17 protein-coding genes and 1 tRNA gene are annotated in these 14,572 nt (G+C 31.1%); 8 read left to right on the top strand and 10 right to left on the bottom strand.

Features of this window, described 5'->3' with window-relative positions:
* Positions 1–4: 4 nt before the first annotated feature.
* Positions 5–1,369: a glutathione-disulfide reductase gene (gene gorA / locus EV02_RS05750; RefSeq protein WP_193742617.1), complete on the top strand. Its 1,365-nt coding sequence runs from the start codon at positions 5–7 to the stop codon at positions 1,367–1,369.
* Between the two features lie 2 nt (positions 1,370–1,371).
* On the opposite strand, the gene EV02_RS05755 is transcribed toward gorA, so the two are convergent.
* The gene (locus EV02_RS05755; RefSeq protein ID WP_032519346.1) at positions 1,372–2,451 is read right to left on the bottom strand and encodes a calcium/sodium antiporter; all 1,080 of its coding nucleotides are present in this window, start codon (positions 2,449–2,451) and stop codon (positions 1,372–1,374) included.
* A 118-nt stretch (positions 2,452–2,569) separates the two neighbouring features.
* Here EV02_RS05755 and pyrC point away from each other — a divergent pair, with 118 nt between their 5' ends.
* The 5 genes from pyrC to trpA all read left to right on the top strand — a co-directional run bounded on the left by pyrC (position 2,570) and on the right by trpA (position 5,308).
* Entirely contained in the window at positions 2,570–3,619 is a 1,050-nt protein-coding gene (pyrC, locus tag EV02_RS05760; protein ID WP_080724844.1) for a dihydroorotase, read from the top strand.
* Between the two features lie 99 nt (positions 3,620–3,718).
* Positions 3,719–3,804 (top strand) — tRNA-Leu (locus EV02_RS05765).
* A 78-nt stretch (positions 3,805–3,882) separates the two neighbouring features.
* Positions 3,883–4,116, top strand: a complete 234-nt coding sequence (gene ndhL / locus EV02_RS0108685) for an NAD(P)H-quinone oxidoreductase subunit L (protein ID WP_032519343.1) — start codon at positions 3,883–3,885, stop codon at positions 4,114–4,116.
* 4 nt (positions 4,117–4,120) lie between these two features.
* Entirely contained in the window at positions 4,121–4,441 is a 321-nt protein-coding gene (locus tag EV02_RS05770; RefSeq protein WP_032519342.1) for a DUF3007 family protein, read from the top strand.
* A gap of 27 nt (positions 4,442–4,468) precedes the next feature.
* Positions 4,469–5,308, top strand: a complete 840-nt coding sequence (trpA, locus tag EV02_RS05775; RefSeq protein WP_032519340.1) for a tryptophan synthase subunit alpha — start codon at positions 4,469–4,471, stop codon at positions 5,306–5,308.
* Between the two features lie 88 nt (positions 5,309–5,396).
* Here trpA and EV02_RS05780 read toward each other — a convergent pair whose 3' ends face one another.
* Complete coding sequence (locus EV02_RS05780; RefSeq protein ID WP_032519338.1) at positions 5,397–5,753, bottom strand: AbrB family transcriptional regulator; 357 nt, start codon at positions 5,751–5,753, stop codon at positions 5,397–5,399.
* A gap of 97 nt (positions 5,754–5,850) precedes the next feature.
* On the opposite strand from EV02_RS05780, the gene EV02_RS05785 reads away from it, so the two are divergent.
* Complete coding sequence (locus EV02_RS05785; protein ID WP_032519337.1) at positions 5,851–6,120, top strand: YciI family protein; 270 nt, start codon at positions 5,851–5,853, stop codon at positions 6,118–6,120.
* 194 nt (positions 6,121–6,314) lie between these two features.
* Here EV02_RS05785 and EV02_RS05790 read toward each other — a convergent pair whose 3' ends face one another.
* The 4 genes from EV02_RS05790 to hisIE form a co-directional block, all read right to left on the bottom strand.
* Positions 6,315–6,635: a hypothetical protein gene (locus EV02_RS05790; protein WP_032519335.1), complete on the bottom strand. Its 321-nt coding sequence runs from the start codon at positions 6,633–6,635 to the stop codon at positions 6,315–6,317.
* Entirely contained in the window at positions 6,636–7,004 is a 369-nt protein-coding gene (locus EV02_RS05795; protein ID WP_032519333.1) for a YkvA family protein, read from the bottom strand.
* A 37-nt stretch (positions 7,005–7,041) separates the two neighbouring features.
* Complete coding sequence (locus EV02_RS05800) at positions 7,042–7,965, bottom strand: sigma-70 family RNA polymerase sigma factor (RefSeq protein ID WP_032519332.1); 924 nt, start codon at positions 7,963–7,965, stop codon at positions 7,042–7,044.
* A gap of 156 nt (positions 7,966–8,121) precedes the next feature.
* A complete protein-coding gene (gene hisIE, locus EV02_RS05805) occupies positions 8,122–8,784 on the bottom strand; it encodes a bifunctional phosphoribosyl-AMP cyclohydrolase/phosphoribosyl-ATP diphosphatase HisIE (protein ID WP_032519331.1) in 663 nt (220 codons plus the stop codon).
* 63 nt (positions 8,785–8,847) lie between these two features.
* Here hisIE and EV02_RS0108680 point away from each other — a divergent pair, with 63 nt between their 5' ends.
* Positions 8,848–9,318: a 6-carboxytetrahydropterin synthase gene (locus tag EV02_RS0108680; RefSeq protein ID WP_032519330.1), complete on the top strand. Its 471-nt coding sequence runs from the start codon at positions 8,848–8,850 to the stop codon at positions 9,316–9,318.
* Between the two features lie 48 nt (positions 9,319–9,366).
* Here EV02_RS0108680 and EV02_RS05810 read toward each other — a convergent pair whose 3' ends face one another.
* The 4 genes from EV02_RS05810 to hemE all read right to left on the bottom strand — a co-directional run bounded on the left by EV02_RS05810 (position 9,367) and on the right by hemE (position 14,460).
* Positions 9,367–11,901, bottom strand: a complete 2,535-nt coding sequence (locus tag EV02_RS05810; RefSeq protein WP_241433723.1) for an ATP-dependent Clp protease ATP-binding subunit — start codon at positions 11,899–11,901, stop codon at positions 9,367–9,369.
* A gap of 115 nt (positions 11,902–12,016) precedes the next feature.
* Positions 12,017–12,367, bottom strand: coding sequence for a plastocyanin (gene petE / locus EV02_RS05815; protein WP_025894221.1), 351 nt, complete (start codon positions 12,365–12,367; stop codon positions 12,017–12,019).
* A gap of 60 nt (positions 12,368–12,427) precedes the next feature.
* Positions 12,428–13,411 (bottom strand): NAD-dependent epimerase/dehydratase family protein, encoded by a 984-nt coding sequence (locus EV02_RS05820; protein ID WP_032519329.1) that lies wholly within the window; start codon positions 13,409–13,411, stop codon positions 12,428–12,430.
* Positions 13,412–13,419: 8 nt separating this feature from the next.
* Positions 13,420–14,460: a uroporphyrinogen decarboxylase gene (gene hemE, locus EV02_RS05825; protein WP_032519328.1), complete on the bottom strand. Its 1,041-nt coding sequence runs from the start codon at positions 14,458–14,460 to the stop codon at positions 13,420–13,422.
* Between the last annotated feature and the right edge of the window lie 112 nt (positions 14,461–14,572).

Genomic DNA, 14,572 nt, shown 5'->3' with positions numbered 1-14,572 from the left:
AGTCTTGGAATTTGAATTTGATTTAATTGTTGTTGGAGCTGGATCTGGAGGACTCGCGGCGGCTAAACGTGCGGCTAGTTATGGAGCAAAAGTCGCAATCATAGAAGCAAATCAAATAGGAGGAACTTGTGTGATAAGGGGATGTGTGCCTAAGAAATTAATGGTTTATGCAGCTAAAAGTAAAAAAAATATGGATTCTTCTGAAGGATATGGATTAAAAAATGAAGCTATTAATTTTGAATCAAATATTTTGTTGAAGAATATTAGAGAGGAGGTTTCTAGACTAAGTAATTTACATAGAAATTCTTTAAAAAAGTTGAACATAACTATTTTTGAAGGCTTAGGAAGATTTATTACTCAAAATGAATTAGAAATTATTTGTTCAAACACAAAGAAAATTAAAAACAAAATAAGTTCAAAAAAAATTCTTATTTCAGTTGGAGGTAAACCAAAGAAATTAAATATTCCTGGGGTAGATTTGGCATGGACTAGTGATGATATTTTTGAATTAGAAAAGTTTCCTAAATCAATATTAATAGTAGGAGGCGGATATATTGCTTGTGAATTTGCTTCTATTTTCAGAAATTTAGGTACTGAAGTAACTCAATTAATTAGAGGTCAACATTTACTTAATGGTTTTGATGAGGATCTTTCTTCATGCCTAGAGGAATCACCTACTTTTACTGAAATCAATATAATCCCCAATACTCAATTAAAATCTATCAAAAAAGTAAGTGGAAATCTGGAATCTACCCTAGACTCGGGAGATAAACTCCTAACTAATAATATTCTTATTGCTACAGGAAGAGAACCAAATCTTTTGCCTTTAAATTTAGATTTTTTAAATCTAAAGATGGATGGCCAATATTTAGATGTCGATGAACTTAATCAAACAAGCAACGCAAATATTTTTGCAGTTGGCGATATCATAAATAAGCCAAACTTAACTCCAGTAGCAATAGAACAAGGGAGAGTTTTTTCGGATAATTTTTTTAATGACCAAAAAAGAAAAGTAAATTATGAATATATCCCTAAGGCCGTTTTTACTATTCCAGAAATTTCAACAGTTGGCTTAAGTGAGAAAAGAGCTAAAGAGATTTACTCTGAAAAAAATATAAAAATTTTCAAATGCAAATTTACCCCAATGTCTAATACCTTTAAAAAGAATAAATCAAAATGTATGTTGAAGATTGTAGTTCATAAGCTAACTGGCAAAGTCCTAGGATGTCATATGTTTGGAGAAACATCTTCTGAGATTATTCAAATGGTATCAATTTCATTAAACGCAGGGATAACAAAAAAAGACTTTGATATTACTATGGCTTTGCACCCAACTATCTCAGAAGAATTTGTGACTATGTATGGATAAAATTATGAATTAGAAAATTTTAATTTTTCTTGAACAATCAGAAATACTATAAGTAATGCAAAGTAAATTAATAATCCTATCCTAAATTCAAAAAGGAAGTTGAATTCATTCAGGAAAAGTATCTTATCGAGAATGTAGAAAATATAAAGATTAAGCAAAATAAATCCTTCAATTCTTGTGATTTTCCCTTTGCTCCAGAAAATTGGTAAGCATGCAAAGGTAGTTAAAACCATAAAAGGTAAGTCAACTTTTATTAGACTCTGTTCGATTACTAAACCTTTAAATCCCGAAAAAATACTGCAACTTCCAAGGATTAAAAGTTGATTGAGTAAATTACTTCCTATTACATTCCCAATCGCAAGATCAGTTTTGCCTTTAAATGCAGCAATTATTGAAGTTACTAATTCTGGTAAAGATGTTCCAGTAGCGACGATAGTTAAACCAATAACAATTTCATTTACACCCAAAAGAGTAGCGAGCGTTTGAGAACCATTTACTAAAGTATTTGAACCAAAGCTTAAAAGAAATATTCCCAATACTAACTTTAGTAAAATATTCATTTTCCCTTTATAGTTATCTTTTAATTCTTCTATCTCTGGTTCAGCATCTTTTGTCTCCTCTCCTTTTTCATTGATGGTATTGATTTCCCACATTGTATTTAAGATTAAACAAAATATTAGAAATACCCCTGCTTGCAATGTTAGTAAGCCTGTTGATGACATGGCCCAAACTGCACAAGAAATTGCCATTAAAAGAGGCACATCTCTTCTGACTATTCTGCTTTTTACTTTAAGAGGTGTTATTAATGAGCTTATGCCTAAAACAACGAGAACATTAAAAATATTGCTTCCAATTACATTGCTTGCCGCTAGCGAATCACTGCCTTTTAAAATTGAACTCAAACTTACCAACAACTCAGGAGAGCTTGTTCCAAGTGAAACAACTGTCAAACCAATTACTATTTGAGGTATTCCTAAAATTAAAGATAAAAATATGGCTCCTTGAATAAAGAACTCTCCTCCAGCAAAAAGTAGAATTATGCCAAAAAATATTTCTATTATTGGAAATAAAAAATCACTCATATTTAGGATTTAATTTAGATAATAAAAATTTTCATAATTGGTTAATAACTATCCTCGAATATCTATAATTTATTGTCAATTTTAATTTGCTGTTAAAATTGATTAAATAGAAAAAATTTTGAAGACTTTAAACATAATAAAACCTGATGATTGGCATTTACATTTAAGAGAAGGTCTTGTATTAAAAAATATCATTCAGTTTACTTCGGAATTTTTTGGAAGAGCCATTGTTATGCCAAATACTAAAAGTCCCATAACATCAATCAATAGCGCTATTTCTTATAGGAAATCTATTGTTGAAGCGCTACCAGAAAGTTCTAAGTTTGAACCATTAATGACAATCTATCTTACAGATGACACTGATAAATGGGAACTAATTAATGGTTTTAAAAATAATGTTTTTTTTGCAGCAAAGTTATATCCTGCTAATGCCACAACAAATTCCAGTCATGGAGTTAGGAAAATAGAAAATCTATATAAGATCTTTGAATTAATGCAAGATTCTGGAATGCCTCTTTTAATTCATGGGGAAGTAACTGATTCTGAAGTAGATGTATTCGATAGAGAAGAAGTTTTTATAGATAAAGAACTTTCTCAAATAACCAAAAGATTTCCAAAATTAAAGATCGTTCTAGAACATATAACCACCTCTTACGCAGTGGATTTTGTGCAAGAAAATAATATTGGGGCTACTATTACTCCGCATCATTTGCATATAAATAGAAATGCAATGTTTTTTGGAGGCTTAAATAGTGATTTTTACTGCTTACCAGTTGCTAAGAGGGAAAGTAATAGAATCGCTTTAAGGAGAGCGGCAACAAGTGGGAAAAAATGTTTTTTCTTGGGGACTGACTCTGCTCCACACCTTAGGAAATGGAAGGCTTTTTGTGGATGTGCGGGCATTTTTAATTCGCCAGTAGCAATAGAAAGCTACTTAACAGTTTTCGAAGAGGAGGATGCTCTAGCTAATTTTGAAAAGTTTGCAAGTTTGAATGGCCCTAGTTTTTATAATGTCCCACCAAATAAAGAAAAATTAAAATTAGTTTCTAGACCTAACAAAATTAAAGAATATATTGATGTTTTTGAAGAAAAAAATATTGTCGGGCAAATAAAACCATTTCATGCAGGTGAAACTTTACAATGGCAAGTAGAAGGAGTAGTAAATTAAAAAATTAGATTTAATCTGACAATTAAAAGTGTAAATATTCCAATTTTTCTTGGTTAAATGGGTTACTTTCAGCTACGATTAGAAAGCGCAAATTCCTCTGGGAGTGTGGCGGAATTGGTAGACGCGCCGGACTTAAAATCCGTCGAGCGATTTAGCTCGTGGGGGTTCAAGTCCCCCCACTCCCATTATTTAATTATTTATTTTTAGTTCTGACGATAACTTCCAATAGTTGTTATGTTTTAACTAAGCAACCATAAATTAAAATGGAAAGTTTTTTCAATAATTCATTCGCTACTTTCATAGCTTATATCGGATTTATTTCTACCTATTTATTGGTTATCCCATTGTTACTATTTTACTGGATGAATAATAGATGGAATATTATGGGTAAATTTGAAAGATTAGGAATTTATGGCCTCGTATTTCTTTTCTTTCCAGGTTTAATTTTATTTTCTCCATTTTTAAATCTCAGACTAAAAGGAAGTGGTAAAGGGTAAATAATTGACTAAAGGAAAAGTTATACAAATAGGTTTATTTATTTCATTAATAGGATTAATTAGTTATAAATTTGCACCGCAAATTGGTATCGATAATTTTACAGCATCTATTCTATCAAGTTGCATCTTGATTTTGATTGTTATTACTTGGGTAACATCTTATGTTTATAGAGTTGTAAATGGCAAAATGACTTTTATGGAACAAAGGAAGCGTTATAGAAAAGAGTATGAAAAAGTTGTTAATGATAAACTAGAAACCAAATTCAACTCATTGTCAAAGGAAGAGCAGCAAAAACTTATGGAAGATTTAGAGAAAAATCCATAAATTTTTATAGAAAAATATCTACAAATTATGAAAGATAACAAAATGCAAATTACTAAAAATGAATCTTTATCAAAGGTAGATGAGATGTTTTGTGAGTTAAAAAATAAAAAAAAATTTGCTTTAATGCCTTTTATAATGGCTGGGGATCCCAATATTGAAATAACGTATGAGATCTTATTAAAGTTACAAGAAAATGGAGCTGACCTTATTGAATTAGGTATCCCGTATAGTGACCCACTTGCAGATGGACCTGTTATTCAAGTGGCGGCCTCTCGCGCCTTAAAGTCAGGTACTAGCTTAAAAAAAGTAATTAAACTTTTAGAGTCTTTAAAAGGTAAATTAAATATCCCCATCATCCTTTTTTCTTACTTGAATCCATTACTATGTTTTGGCTTTGAAAGGTTTTGTGAGATGGCATCTGATGCAGGAGTTTCTGGACTAATAGTTCCTGACCTCCCTTTGGAGGAAGCTTATAAATTTTCTAAAATAGTTAGTAACCATTCTATGGACTTAATTTTATTGGTAGCGCCAACCACCCCTTTTGAAAGAATGAAACAAATATCAAATCATACAAAAGGCTTTACTTATTTAGTAAGTGTTACAGGTGTCACTGGTGAGAGAAACAAAATGGAAAATAGAGTAGAAAATCTTATTGCTAAATTAAAAGATGTAAATAGCAATCCAATTGCTGTTGGTTTTGGAATATCAACTCCAGAACATGTTAATAAAGTTCGTGAGTGGGGAGCAGATGGAGTAATTATTGGCAGTGCATTTGTAAAGCGAATCTCGAGCTCATGTGAAAAAGATGTCGTCGATCAAGTTGGTGAGTTTTGTAAAGAAATGCGTTTAGCTGCTGATAAAAAATAAATACAAACATAATTTATTAATTAAAATAATTATTTATAGATATAGAAAATTAATTAAAAATGTTACGACCAATTTATTTTTGTTGTCTTTAAGATTCTTCTGTAGGTAATAATCTGATTTGTTTTCTTCCGAGCTTAATTTCGAATTCATCACCTGCTTTTAAATCAAGAAGTGCTGTATATGCTTTCCCAATAAGAAGATTTCCATTGCCTTGAACTGTAGCAATATAACTAAGTTTTCTTCCACCTTTTCCAATACCTGCAACTCCAGAATCACCAAGATTAACCCCTTTTGCTTCTAAAAGTGCTTCATAAAATGCGGTAAAGTTTAAGCGTTCAGCTCCGTTTTTTTTAGTGGAAACATATCCACAGGCGCGGACTAGGTCAGATTTGCTAACATCACCAAGTTCTTTAACTTTTGCAAGGAGATCGCTACCAGTTAGCATAATTAATTAAAAGAAAGTTGTATTAAATAACATAGCAATCTGCGTGTAATATATGCAATTATTAAGTATCTATTCATTCTTTTATTTATATTTAAAAATGGAAAAGTTTGTAGTTTTTGGACGGTACTGTAAAGATGCAATTATTAAAAGGGAACCATTTCGGGAACAACATCTTAAGAGACTTAAAAACTTAAAAGATAGTGATATTTTAGTTACATTAGGGCCAACAAAATGTACTAAATATTTGTTTGGAATTTTTAATGCTAATGATATAAACGAGTTGAAAGATCTTATTGAGGAGGATATATATTGGGAAAAAGGTATATGGATTAATTATGAAATTTATCCCTGGATTCAAGCATTTTAAATATGATTTAAGAAAAAATTTAGTAATTATTAATTATTTATTAAAAGAATTAACTTTACTTAAAAATACATATTATTTTTGCTTTAATAATTTAATTATTTATCTTATTTAGGAGTTAAAACGATATTTATTTAAACGTTAGTTTTAAAAGGTTATATCATTTTTAATTAAAAATATATTATTTTAAATAATATTTATTTACTAGTATCCTGATTTATCTGGTTTACTAATGAGTCGATATCTAATTGATTATAAGGTGGTATTTGTTTTGTTTCTAAATAATCGTTCTTGATATTGTTTAACCATTTTTGCTCAATCTTTATAAGATTTTTTGCAATATTGAACATGCCGCCTTTTTTATAAAATTCTTTCATTTTGAGAATAATCTCTGAGGTTCTACTCGATTTGATATTTAATTCATTTGCTAAGTCTTTTTGGGTAAATCCATGCGTTTTTAACCAATCTTTAATGAAGGAGACTAGTTCTTTTTCTTCCTGTATAGATAATTTACTCATTCAATAAAAAGGAAATAATTTATTAAGCTTATTCTCTGCTCTTGTTCTTATTGAAGGAGTCATGTATTTGCTCCATATACTGAGTACTGCTGTGAGGGCTACAAAATCATCACTAAAACCAACTAAAGGCATAAAGTCAGGGAAAAGATCAAATGGCATAATCAAATATGCTAGAGCAGCCATTAATGAAACTCTCACTTGTGCAGGAGTATAAGGATCTAATGCCATCTCCAAAACTTCTAAGGCAGGCTTGGCAATTGTTCTTCCCGCTTTAATGAGAATCTTGATAATGATATTTTCATCAAATGTTGAACTTTCTAAAACCTCAGCATCATAGATTTTTTCTTTAGTTTTGTAATTCTCTTTCATCCTTATAAATGAAATTTAAATATTTTTAATGGAATTTTTAGCTAATACTATCAACTAATCCATTCTGTATTCCTGCTTTTCTAAGTTTTCTTAAAGCACGTTGAACAACTTGTCGGCAATATTCCCTGCTACAACTCATATGTCTTGCAACTTCAGCTAAAGTTCTCCATTCATTTGAGCCATCTAAACCAAATCTTAAGCTTACTATCTTTCTTTCTTTATCAGTTAAATTTGCTTTATCTAATAACTTCCAAGCCGAGGCTGTCCTTTCGGCTAATTCGGCTAATTCCATTGGGGGAGTTTGATCACTTGGAAGAATATCAACTAACTCGGAAGGATCTGATTTTGATTTAACAGTACCTTGGAGACTAACAGTGATGCTTCTCAATTCACAAGAAAGGAGTTCGTCAATTTCCTCTTTGGTTATTTTCATTTCTTCAGCTAGCTCATCACTAGTAGGTGGAATACCCTTAAGTTGCATAAGCTTTGATTTTGCTGATCTTAGTTTTGTAAGTTTTTCATTAATGTTAACAGGGATCCTTATCGTTCTACTTTGAGTTGACAATGCTCTATTTAAACCTTGCCTAATCCACCAATAAGCATAGGTGGAAAATCTATGTCCTCTAGACGGATCATATTTTTCTACGGCCCTTGTAAGACCTAATGTACCCTCCTGAATTAAGTCCAGTAATTCTAATCCTTTCCCTTGGTATCTCTTGGCGAGGTTGACAACTAGTCTTAGGTTGGCTGTTATCATCTCGTTTTTAGCTTTTTCACCAATTTTTATCTTTTTTCTCTCAGCTTCGGAGTATTCACAAGCGGGGCCTTTACCTCCTGCCTCTTGACATCTATTAACAAGTACTACCATTTCTTGGACTTTTCTGCCCATTGTGAGTTCTCTTTCGGGAGTCAAAAGTTGATGACGACCTATTTCACCAAGAAAATCGCTTAATGAACTCACGATTTACCTCATTGTTGATATATTTAACTTATAGTTAATTCAGTAATAAGCCATACATGTAATAATTAATTAATAATTAATTAATAATTATTAATTGATTAATCAACATTATTTTAAAATTTTTAGGTAAAAAAAATTAAAAATTATATATTTTAATTATTTATTTTTTCTTCTTGACTCTAGAACAGCAAGTACATCTCTCCACTCAACCCCATTATGCATAAGGGCTACTTGCAGATGATAAATTAAATCAGCAGCTTCATTTGAGATTGAATTTTTATCATTATCTTTGCAAGCCATTATAAATTCTGCAGATTCCTCTCCTATTTTTTTCAAAATAGTATTACTACCTTTTGTTAATAAATGATTTGTGTAACTTTTTTCTGATGGATTTATTGATCTTTCGTTAATTGTATTGAATAATTCAGAACATATATTTGAGAAGGGAGTTGTTTTTTTCTCTTTTTTATCACTTTGATTAATTTTGATTTCGTTGAAAAAACAACTTTTTTCCCCAGTGTGACATGCTCCTGAACCATTTTGTTCAATCAAAAGTATTAGTGCATCATTATCGCAGTCGAATCTTATCTCCTTAAGTATTTGGGTACTTCCACTTGTAGCTCCTTTTCTCCAAATTTCGGATCTCGATCTACTCCAATAATGCACGTTTTTGGTTTCAAGTGTCATTGTCAAAGATTCTTTGTTCATCCAAGCAAGCATAAGAATTGATCCGTCAAGCCAATCTTGTGCTATTGCAGGGATTAATCCATAATTATCAAAGCGTAGATCCTCTATCGAAAAATTAGTTGAATAAGTCATTATGTTCGTTATGTTAAATCCTACTCAATGTGTTTTATTAAAAATTATCCTAACAGTTAATTGATGTATATTCATTCTCTGAAATTTTCATGCAGCAAAAGTTACGAGGATTTTCCCTGTTCACATAGGCAATGGCGCCATGAAGGCCACTGCAGATTTGTGCATGGATATTCAAGATCATTCACCTTTTGGTTCACTGCAAAAAAATTAGACCTAAATGGTTTTGTTGTCGATTTTTCAAGTCTAAAGCCCCTAGAAAATAGATTAAAGGAGCAATTTGACCATACTTTTCTAATAAATAAAGATGACCCTTTGCTGAATTACTGGGAAAAATTAAATGACTTAGATGCTTTAGATCTGAGAATTATGGACAATGTGGGAATGGAGTTCACCTCTGAATTAATTTGGAGATGGGCTAATGAATACTTACAGGATAAGGATAAGGGCAGAACATGTTGTTGGAAAACAGAATCAAAAGAAAATAAATCGAATAAAGCAAGTTATGAGGAAATTCCTGATTGGTTCAAATCTTAGATTAAAGTTGTTAGTTTTAAAGTCATATAGGATTCTTTAATAAGATTTTTAATCAACATTTATCTCTCCATTAACCAGATAAATATTAATCTCATCTTTATTTAGGTAATGATTATTCAATATATTATTTGAAATTTTGGTTTCAATTTGTTTTTGAATAATTCTTTTTAAAGGCCTTGCACCATAGTCATGATCGAAACTATTTTCGACAAGTTGGTTAACTGCTTCATCCGTAATTTTGAATTTTAAGTTTTTTTTGTTGAGTCTTTTTTCTAAATGTTGAAGCTGTATTTTTGCAATTTCCTTTATGTCATTTAATTCTAAATTATTAAAAATAACTATTTCATCAAGTCGATTTAAAAACTCAGGCTTGAAAAATTTTTTAATTTCATTATCTACAACTTTTTTAATTTCATTTGTATCTTCTTTTCTAACTGATAAATCATTTATTGATTGACTTCCTAAATTACTTGTGAGAACAATGATTGAATTTTTGAAATTGATTGTACGACCTTGACCATCAGTAATGATTCCATCATCAAGAACCTGTAAGAGAATATCTAAAATATCTTTGTGAGCTTTCTCTATTTCATCTAGGAGTATTAATGAATAAGGATTTTTGCGTACAGCTTCAGTTAGTTGACCGCCTGATTCGAAACCTAAATACCCAGGAGGCGCGCCTATAATTTTGCTCACTGAATGCTTTTCCATATATTCAGACATATCCAGTCTTGTAATTGAAGAATTTGAATCGAATATTATTTTGGCTGTTACTTTACTTAGCTCTGTTTTCCCAACACCAGTTGGACCTAAAAAGAGAAAACTGGCTAATGGCTTGCTTGGATCATTTAGACCAGTCCTTGATCTCTTAATGGAATCTGCAACAGCCCTTATTGCACTATCTTGACCAATAATTTTTTCTTTAAGAATTGACTCGAGGCTCAAGAGTTTATCTTTTTCTGACTGGTTTAAGTTCTGTACTGGAATAGAGGTCCACTTGGAGACAACTTCTGCAATATCATCAAAAGTCACCTCTTGTCTTAAAAGACTCGTATCTCCATTTTTTTGGGAATTTACTAGAGACTCATTTTTTTCTTTCAATTTTTTTTGCAAAGAATTTAAAGTTCCAAATTCTAATTCTGCTGCTTTGTTGAGGTCAAAACTCCTTTTGGCTTGATCTATTTGCAATTGAACAGATTCAATTTCTTCTTTTATGGTGCTAATCTCGTCAATTTCATCTTTTTCTTTTTTCCATTGAGCGCCTAATTCTGCCTGTTTATCTTTAAGGGATATAAGTTCATTATTGATTTTTTTTAATCTTTCTATAGAAAAATCATCCGTTTCTCTTTTTAAAGATAATTTTTCCATCTCAAACTGTAGAACTTTTCGATCAATTTCATCAATTTCTTCAGGTTTGGAAGTTATGACCATATTTAATCTTGAGGCTGCTTCATCGATTAGATCTATTGCTTTGTCAGGAAGAAATCTATCGTTAATATATCTTTCGCTAAGGGTTGCAGCAGCAACTAAAGCATTATCAGAAATTCTCACACCATGATGAACTTCGTATCTCTCTCTCAATCCTCTTAAAATTGATACAGTATCATTTATTGAAGGAGCATCAACTTTTATCTTTTGAAATCTTCGTTCTAAAGCAGGATCTTTTTCTATATTTTGTTTATGTTCATTAATAGTTGTAGCACCAATACATCTAAGTTCTCCTCTCGCAAGCATTGGTTTTAATAGGTTGCTTGCATCTAAAGAACCCCCACTAGCGCCTGCACCAACTACTGTATGAATTTCATCAATAAAAAGAATAATTTTACCGTCTGATTTTTTCACTTTCTTTAGAATATTTTTTATCCTTTCTTCAAATTCTCCACGGTATTTTGCTCCAGCTAAAAGTGAACCCATATCTAATGAAATTAGTTTCCTATCTTGTAGCGCAGAAGGTACATCGCCATTAATAATTCTTTGAGCTAACCCTTCTACAATGGCTGTTTTGCCAACACCAGGTTCTCCAATAAGAACGGGATTATTTTTTGTTCTTCTACTCAATATTTGAATTGTTCTTCTAATCTCTTCATCCCTACCAATAACTGGGTCTAAAATTCCATCTCGTGCAGATTTAGTTAAATCAATACCATATTTTTCCAAAGACTCATTAGAACTATTAAATTCATTTTTTACTGCCGGATCTGATTTCATTTTGTTTATAATTTCAAGAAATTCTGGAATACTTTTTTGATTTAAAATTTGAAATCCATAATTATCATCATAAGTGAAAGCGTAAATTAAGTGTTCTGTTGATATCACTACATCATTTAAAGTATTTTTAATATCATTCGACTTCAAAAATATTGTGTGAAGAGTCTCACCAATATATAAATTATTTTGTTTATTTTTCATTTTTGCCTTCGCATTTAATGAAGAAATTATTTCCCTCTCAAGATCTTTTAGATTTACATTATTTTTTTTTAAAATAATTTTTGCAATTTTGTCCTTTTTTATGAGAGCTAATAATAAATTATCAGAGTCTACGTTTTGTTGATAATTTTTATAAGCAATTTCTTTGGCAAAAATAAAAGAGTTCCAAGCGAATTCTCAAATTCTGCTTGGAACTATTTTCATCAATCAAAATTTGAATATGACCGTAATTAATATTAATTCAAAAAGGTTCTCTAACTATTTAGAAGATTTATTCAACAATAACTTTACCTACCATTCCAGCGCCTCTGTGTGGTTCGCAATAGTAATCATAAGTTCCAGCAGTATCAAATGTTTCTTCCCAAGACTCTCCTGGAGCAAAAGCTAGGTCCGCATGACTTAATTCCTCATGCCCATCAAAAACTGCGTTGTGAGGGGCAAGTTTATTATTGACGAATTTAACTGTATCACCAGCACTGATGGTTACTGTACTTGGTTCAAATGCAAGCATTCCAGCATCCGTTCCGAGTTTTACTTCAACAGTCTTAGCTGAAACTGATGAAATACCTAAACCTAGAGTTAAAACTATTGCAAATAACCCTGCAAAGATTGAACGTAACATAATAAAAATTTTGCTTATCTATATATATTACAAGGCTTTGGTAACCTAACTGCGAGAATTTTAATTGTTATTACAGCTTGGTAACTTTGATAACCTTAAAATATCATTCAGTGACTTAGCATAACTTTTAAGTTTGAAAGTCTCAGGATTAGTGATGGGGACATGATTAAAGTCATATTTTTTGATACTGAAGCTATCCCAAGGAGTAGTTTGGATGGGGAGAATTCTTAATAATATTTTTAGAATTTTTTTTGTAAGCGGTATCGCAAAAAACCTTCTCATATTATGTCTTTTTAAAAGTGTAATTATGGCATCATCAATTGAAATGAATTTTTGACCTAGCACAAATTTTCTAAAGCCTTTGTATTGCTCTTCTTTATGATTTTTAATTAGAAACCCGCAAATCTGGGCAATATCATTTGCGTGTATAAAGTGAAATTTAGAATCGAGTTTTAAAAATCTTGCTAACCAAAGCCATTTCCCAATTTCTATCAATCCACTAGTTAAATAACTCACAGGATATTTACTTTTTTTTCCAAGATTTCCTCCAAAAACCAGAGTAGGGAAAACAGCGAATGTTTTTTCTGCAAATGTGCTTTCTCTAAGTCTCTGGAAACATTTATATTTTGTTTGAATGTACTCTGTTCCATAAATCAATGATTCCCTCATTAATTCTGTTTGGGTATCAAGAATACTAGCTGTTGAAAAATAAATAATCTTTTCTAACTTTTCAATATCAAGCATTTCTAGTAACTCTTCAAAAGCTTTAATATTTACTTCATATGCTCTTTTTGGATCTCCCCAAGCTGTAGCAGTATGTATTAGGTAATTAATTTGACTAATTTCCTTTTTATATCTATTTGATTCCCTGATATCGCACACCATTAACTTGACTTTTTTATTTTCTTGAACAGAATTTGGTAACTTACTTTTGTCTCTTACCATGAGATAAAGCCTGAATTTTGTGTTTTTCAAAAACCAATCAACTAAATATTGGCCAACACATCCATTAGCGCCTGTTATTAATAAGTTTTTATATGCCAAGACTTTGACTAGTAAGTGAGTTTTTTCCCATGTTCAAAAAATGTTTGAGCATTTTCTTCTGGAGTCCCAGGTAAAATCCCATGACCTAAATTAAGAATATATTTCCTGTCTTTAATTTTATTAAAAGTATTATCTATCCTTTCTTTTATTGATTCTTTGTTTCCGAATAAAATGCCAGGGTCAACATTACCTTGAACTCCAATCTCCCTTGGGATTCTTTTACAGGCCTCTTCAATATCTACTGTCCAATCTAATGAAATTATATCTACTCCAGTTTTTGCCATTCTTTCCAGTACCCCAGCACTTCCTGAAATGTATAGAATCATTGGTGTTTCAGGGTATTCCGCTTTTACAATTTCAACAACTTTTTTTTGATACGGCCCAGCAAAGATATCATAATCTTGTGGGCTTAGTTGGCCTGCCCATGAATCAAAAATTTGTACTACTTGCGCTCCAGATTTTATTTGATATTTAAGATATTCACCTATAGATTTTGCAAAATGATCAAGAAGTTTATGAAGTAAATCTGGTTTATTAAAAGCCATTGATTTTATTAAGGAATAATTTTTACTGCTTTTACCTTCAACTACATATGCAGCAAGAGTCCAAGGTGCGCCAACAAAACCTAAAACAGTTGCCTCATTATTTACATCTTTTTTTAGTGAAGAAAGAACTTGCCCAACAAAGCTTAAACTCTCGCTTGGATTTAATTCTCTTAAATTTTCTACCTGATTAAGAGTTCTTATTGGGTCCTCAATAATTGGACCTTTACTTTCTATTATTTCAAAATTTATGCCCATCCCTGGAAGAGGTGTGAGAATATCTGAAAAAAGTATTACACCATCCGGTTTGAAAGCATGAAATGGCTGCATTGAAATCTCATATGATAATTCTGGATTTTCAGACCTCTCTCTAAAGCTTGGGTAACGTTCCCTTAAATCTCTATAGATTTTCATATATCTTCCTGCTTGCCTCATCATCCATACTGGAGGCCTATTTACTTTTTTACCTAATGCGGCAGAAAGTAGTAGTGGTAAATCTTGACCCATTTTTAAATTCGATATTTAAAAAAAATTAAAATCCAACTTAAAAATCTTACAATGTAAAGCAGAACAAAAGCGTTATATGAACATTTATATGAAGCACTAAGTTAAATGATCC

It is taken from the genome of Prochlorococcus marinus str. SB (assembly GCF_000760115.1).
Taxonomy (GTDB): Bacteria; Cyanobacteriota; Cyanobacteriia; order PCC-6307; family Cyanobiaceae; genus Prochlorococcus_A; species Prochlorococcus_A marinus_D.
Note: the sequence above shows the minus strand (reverse complement) of the source record. Positions and strands in the feature narration are given on the sequence as shown.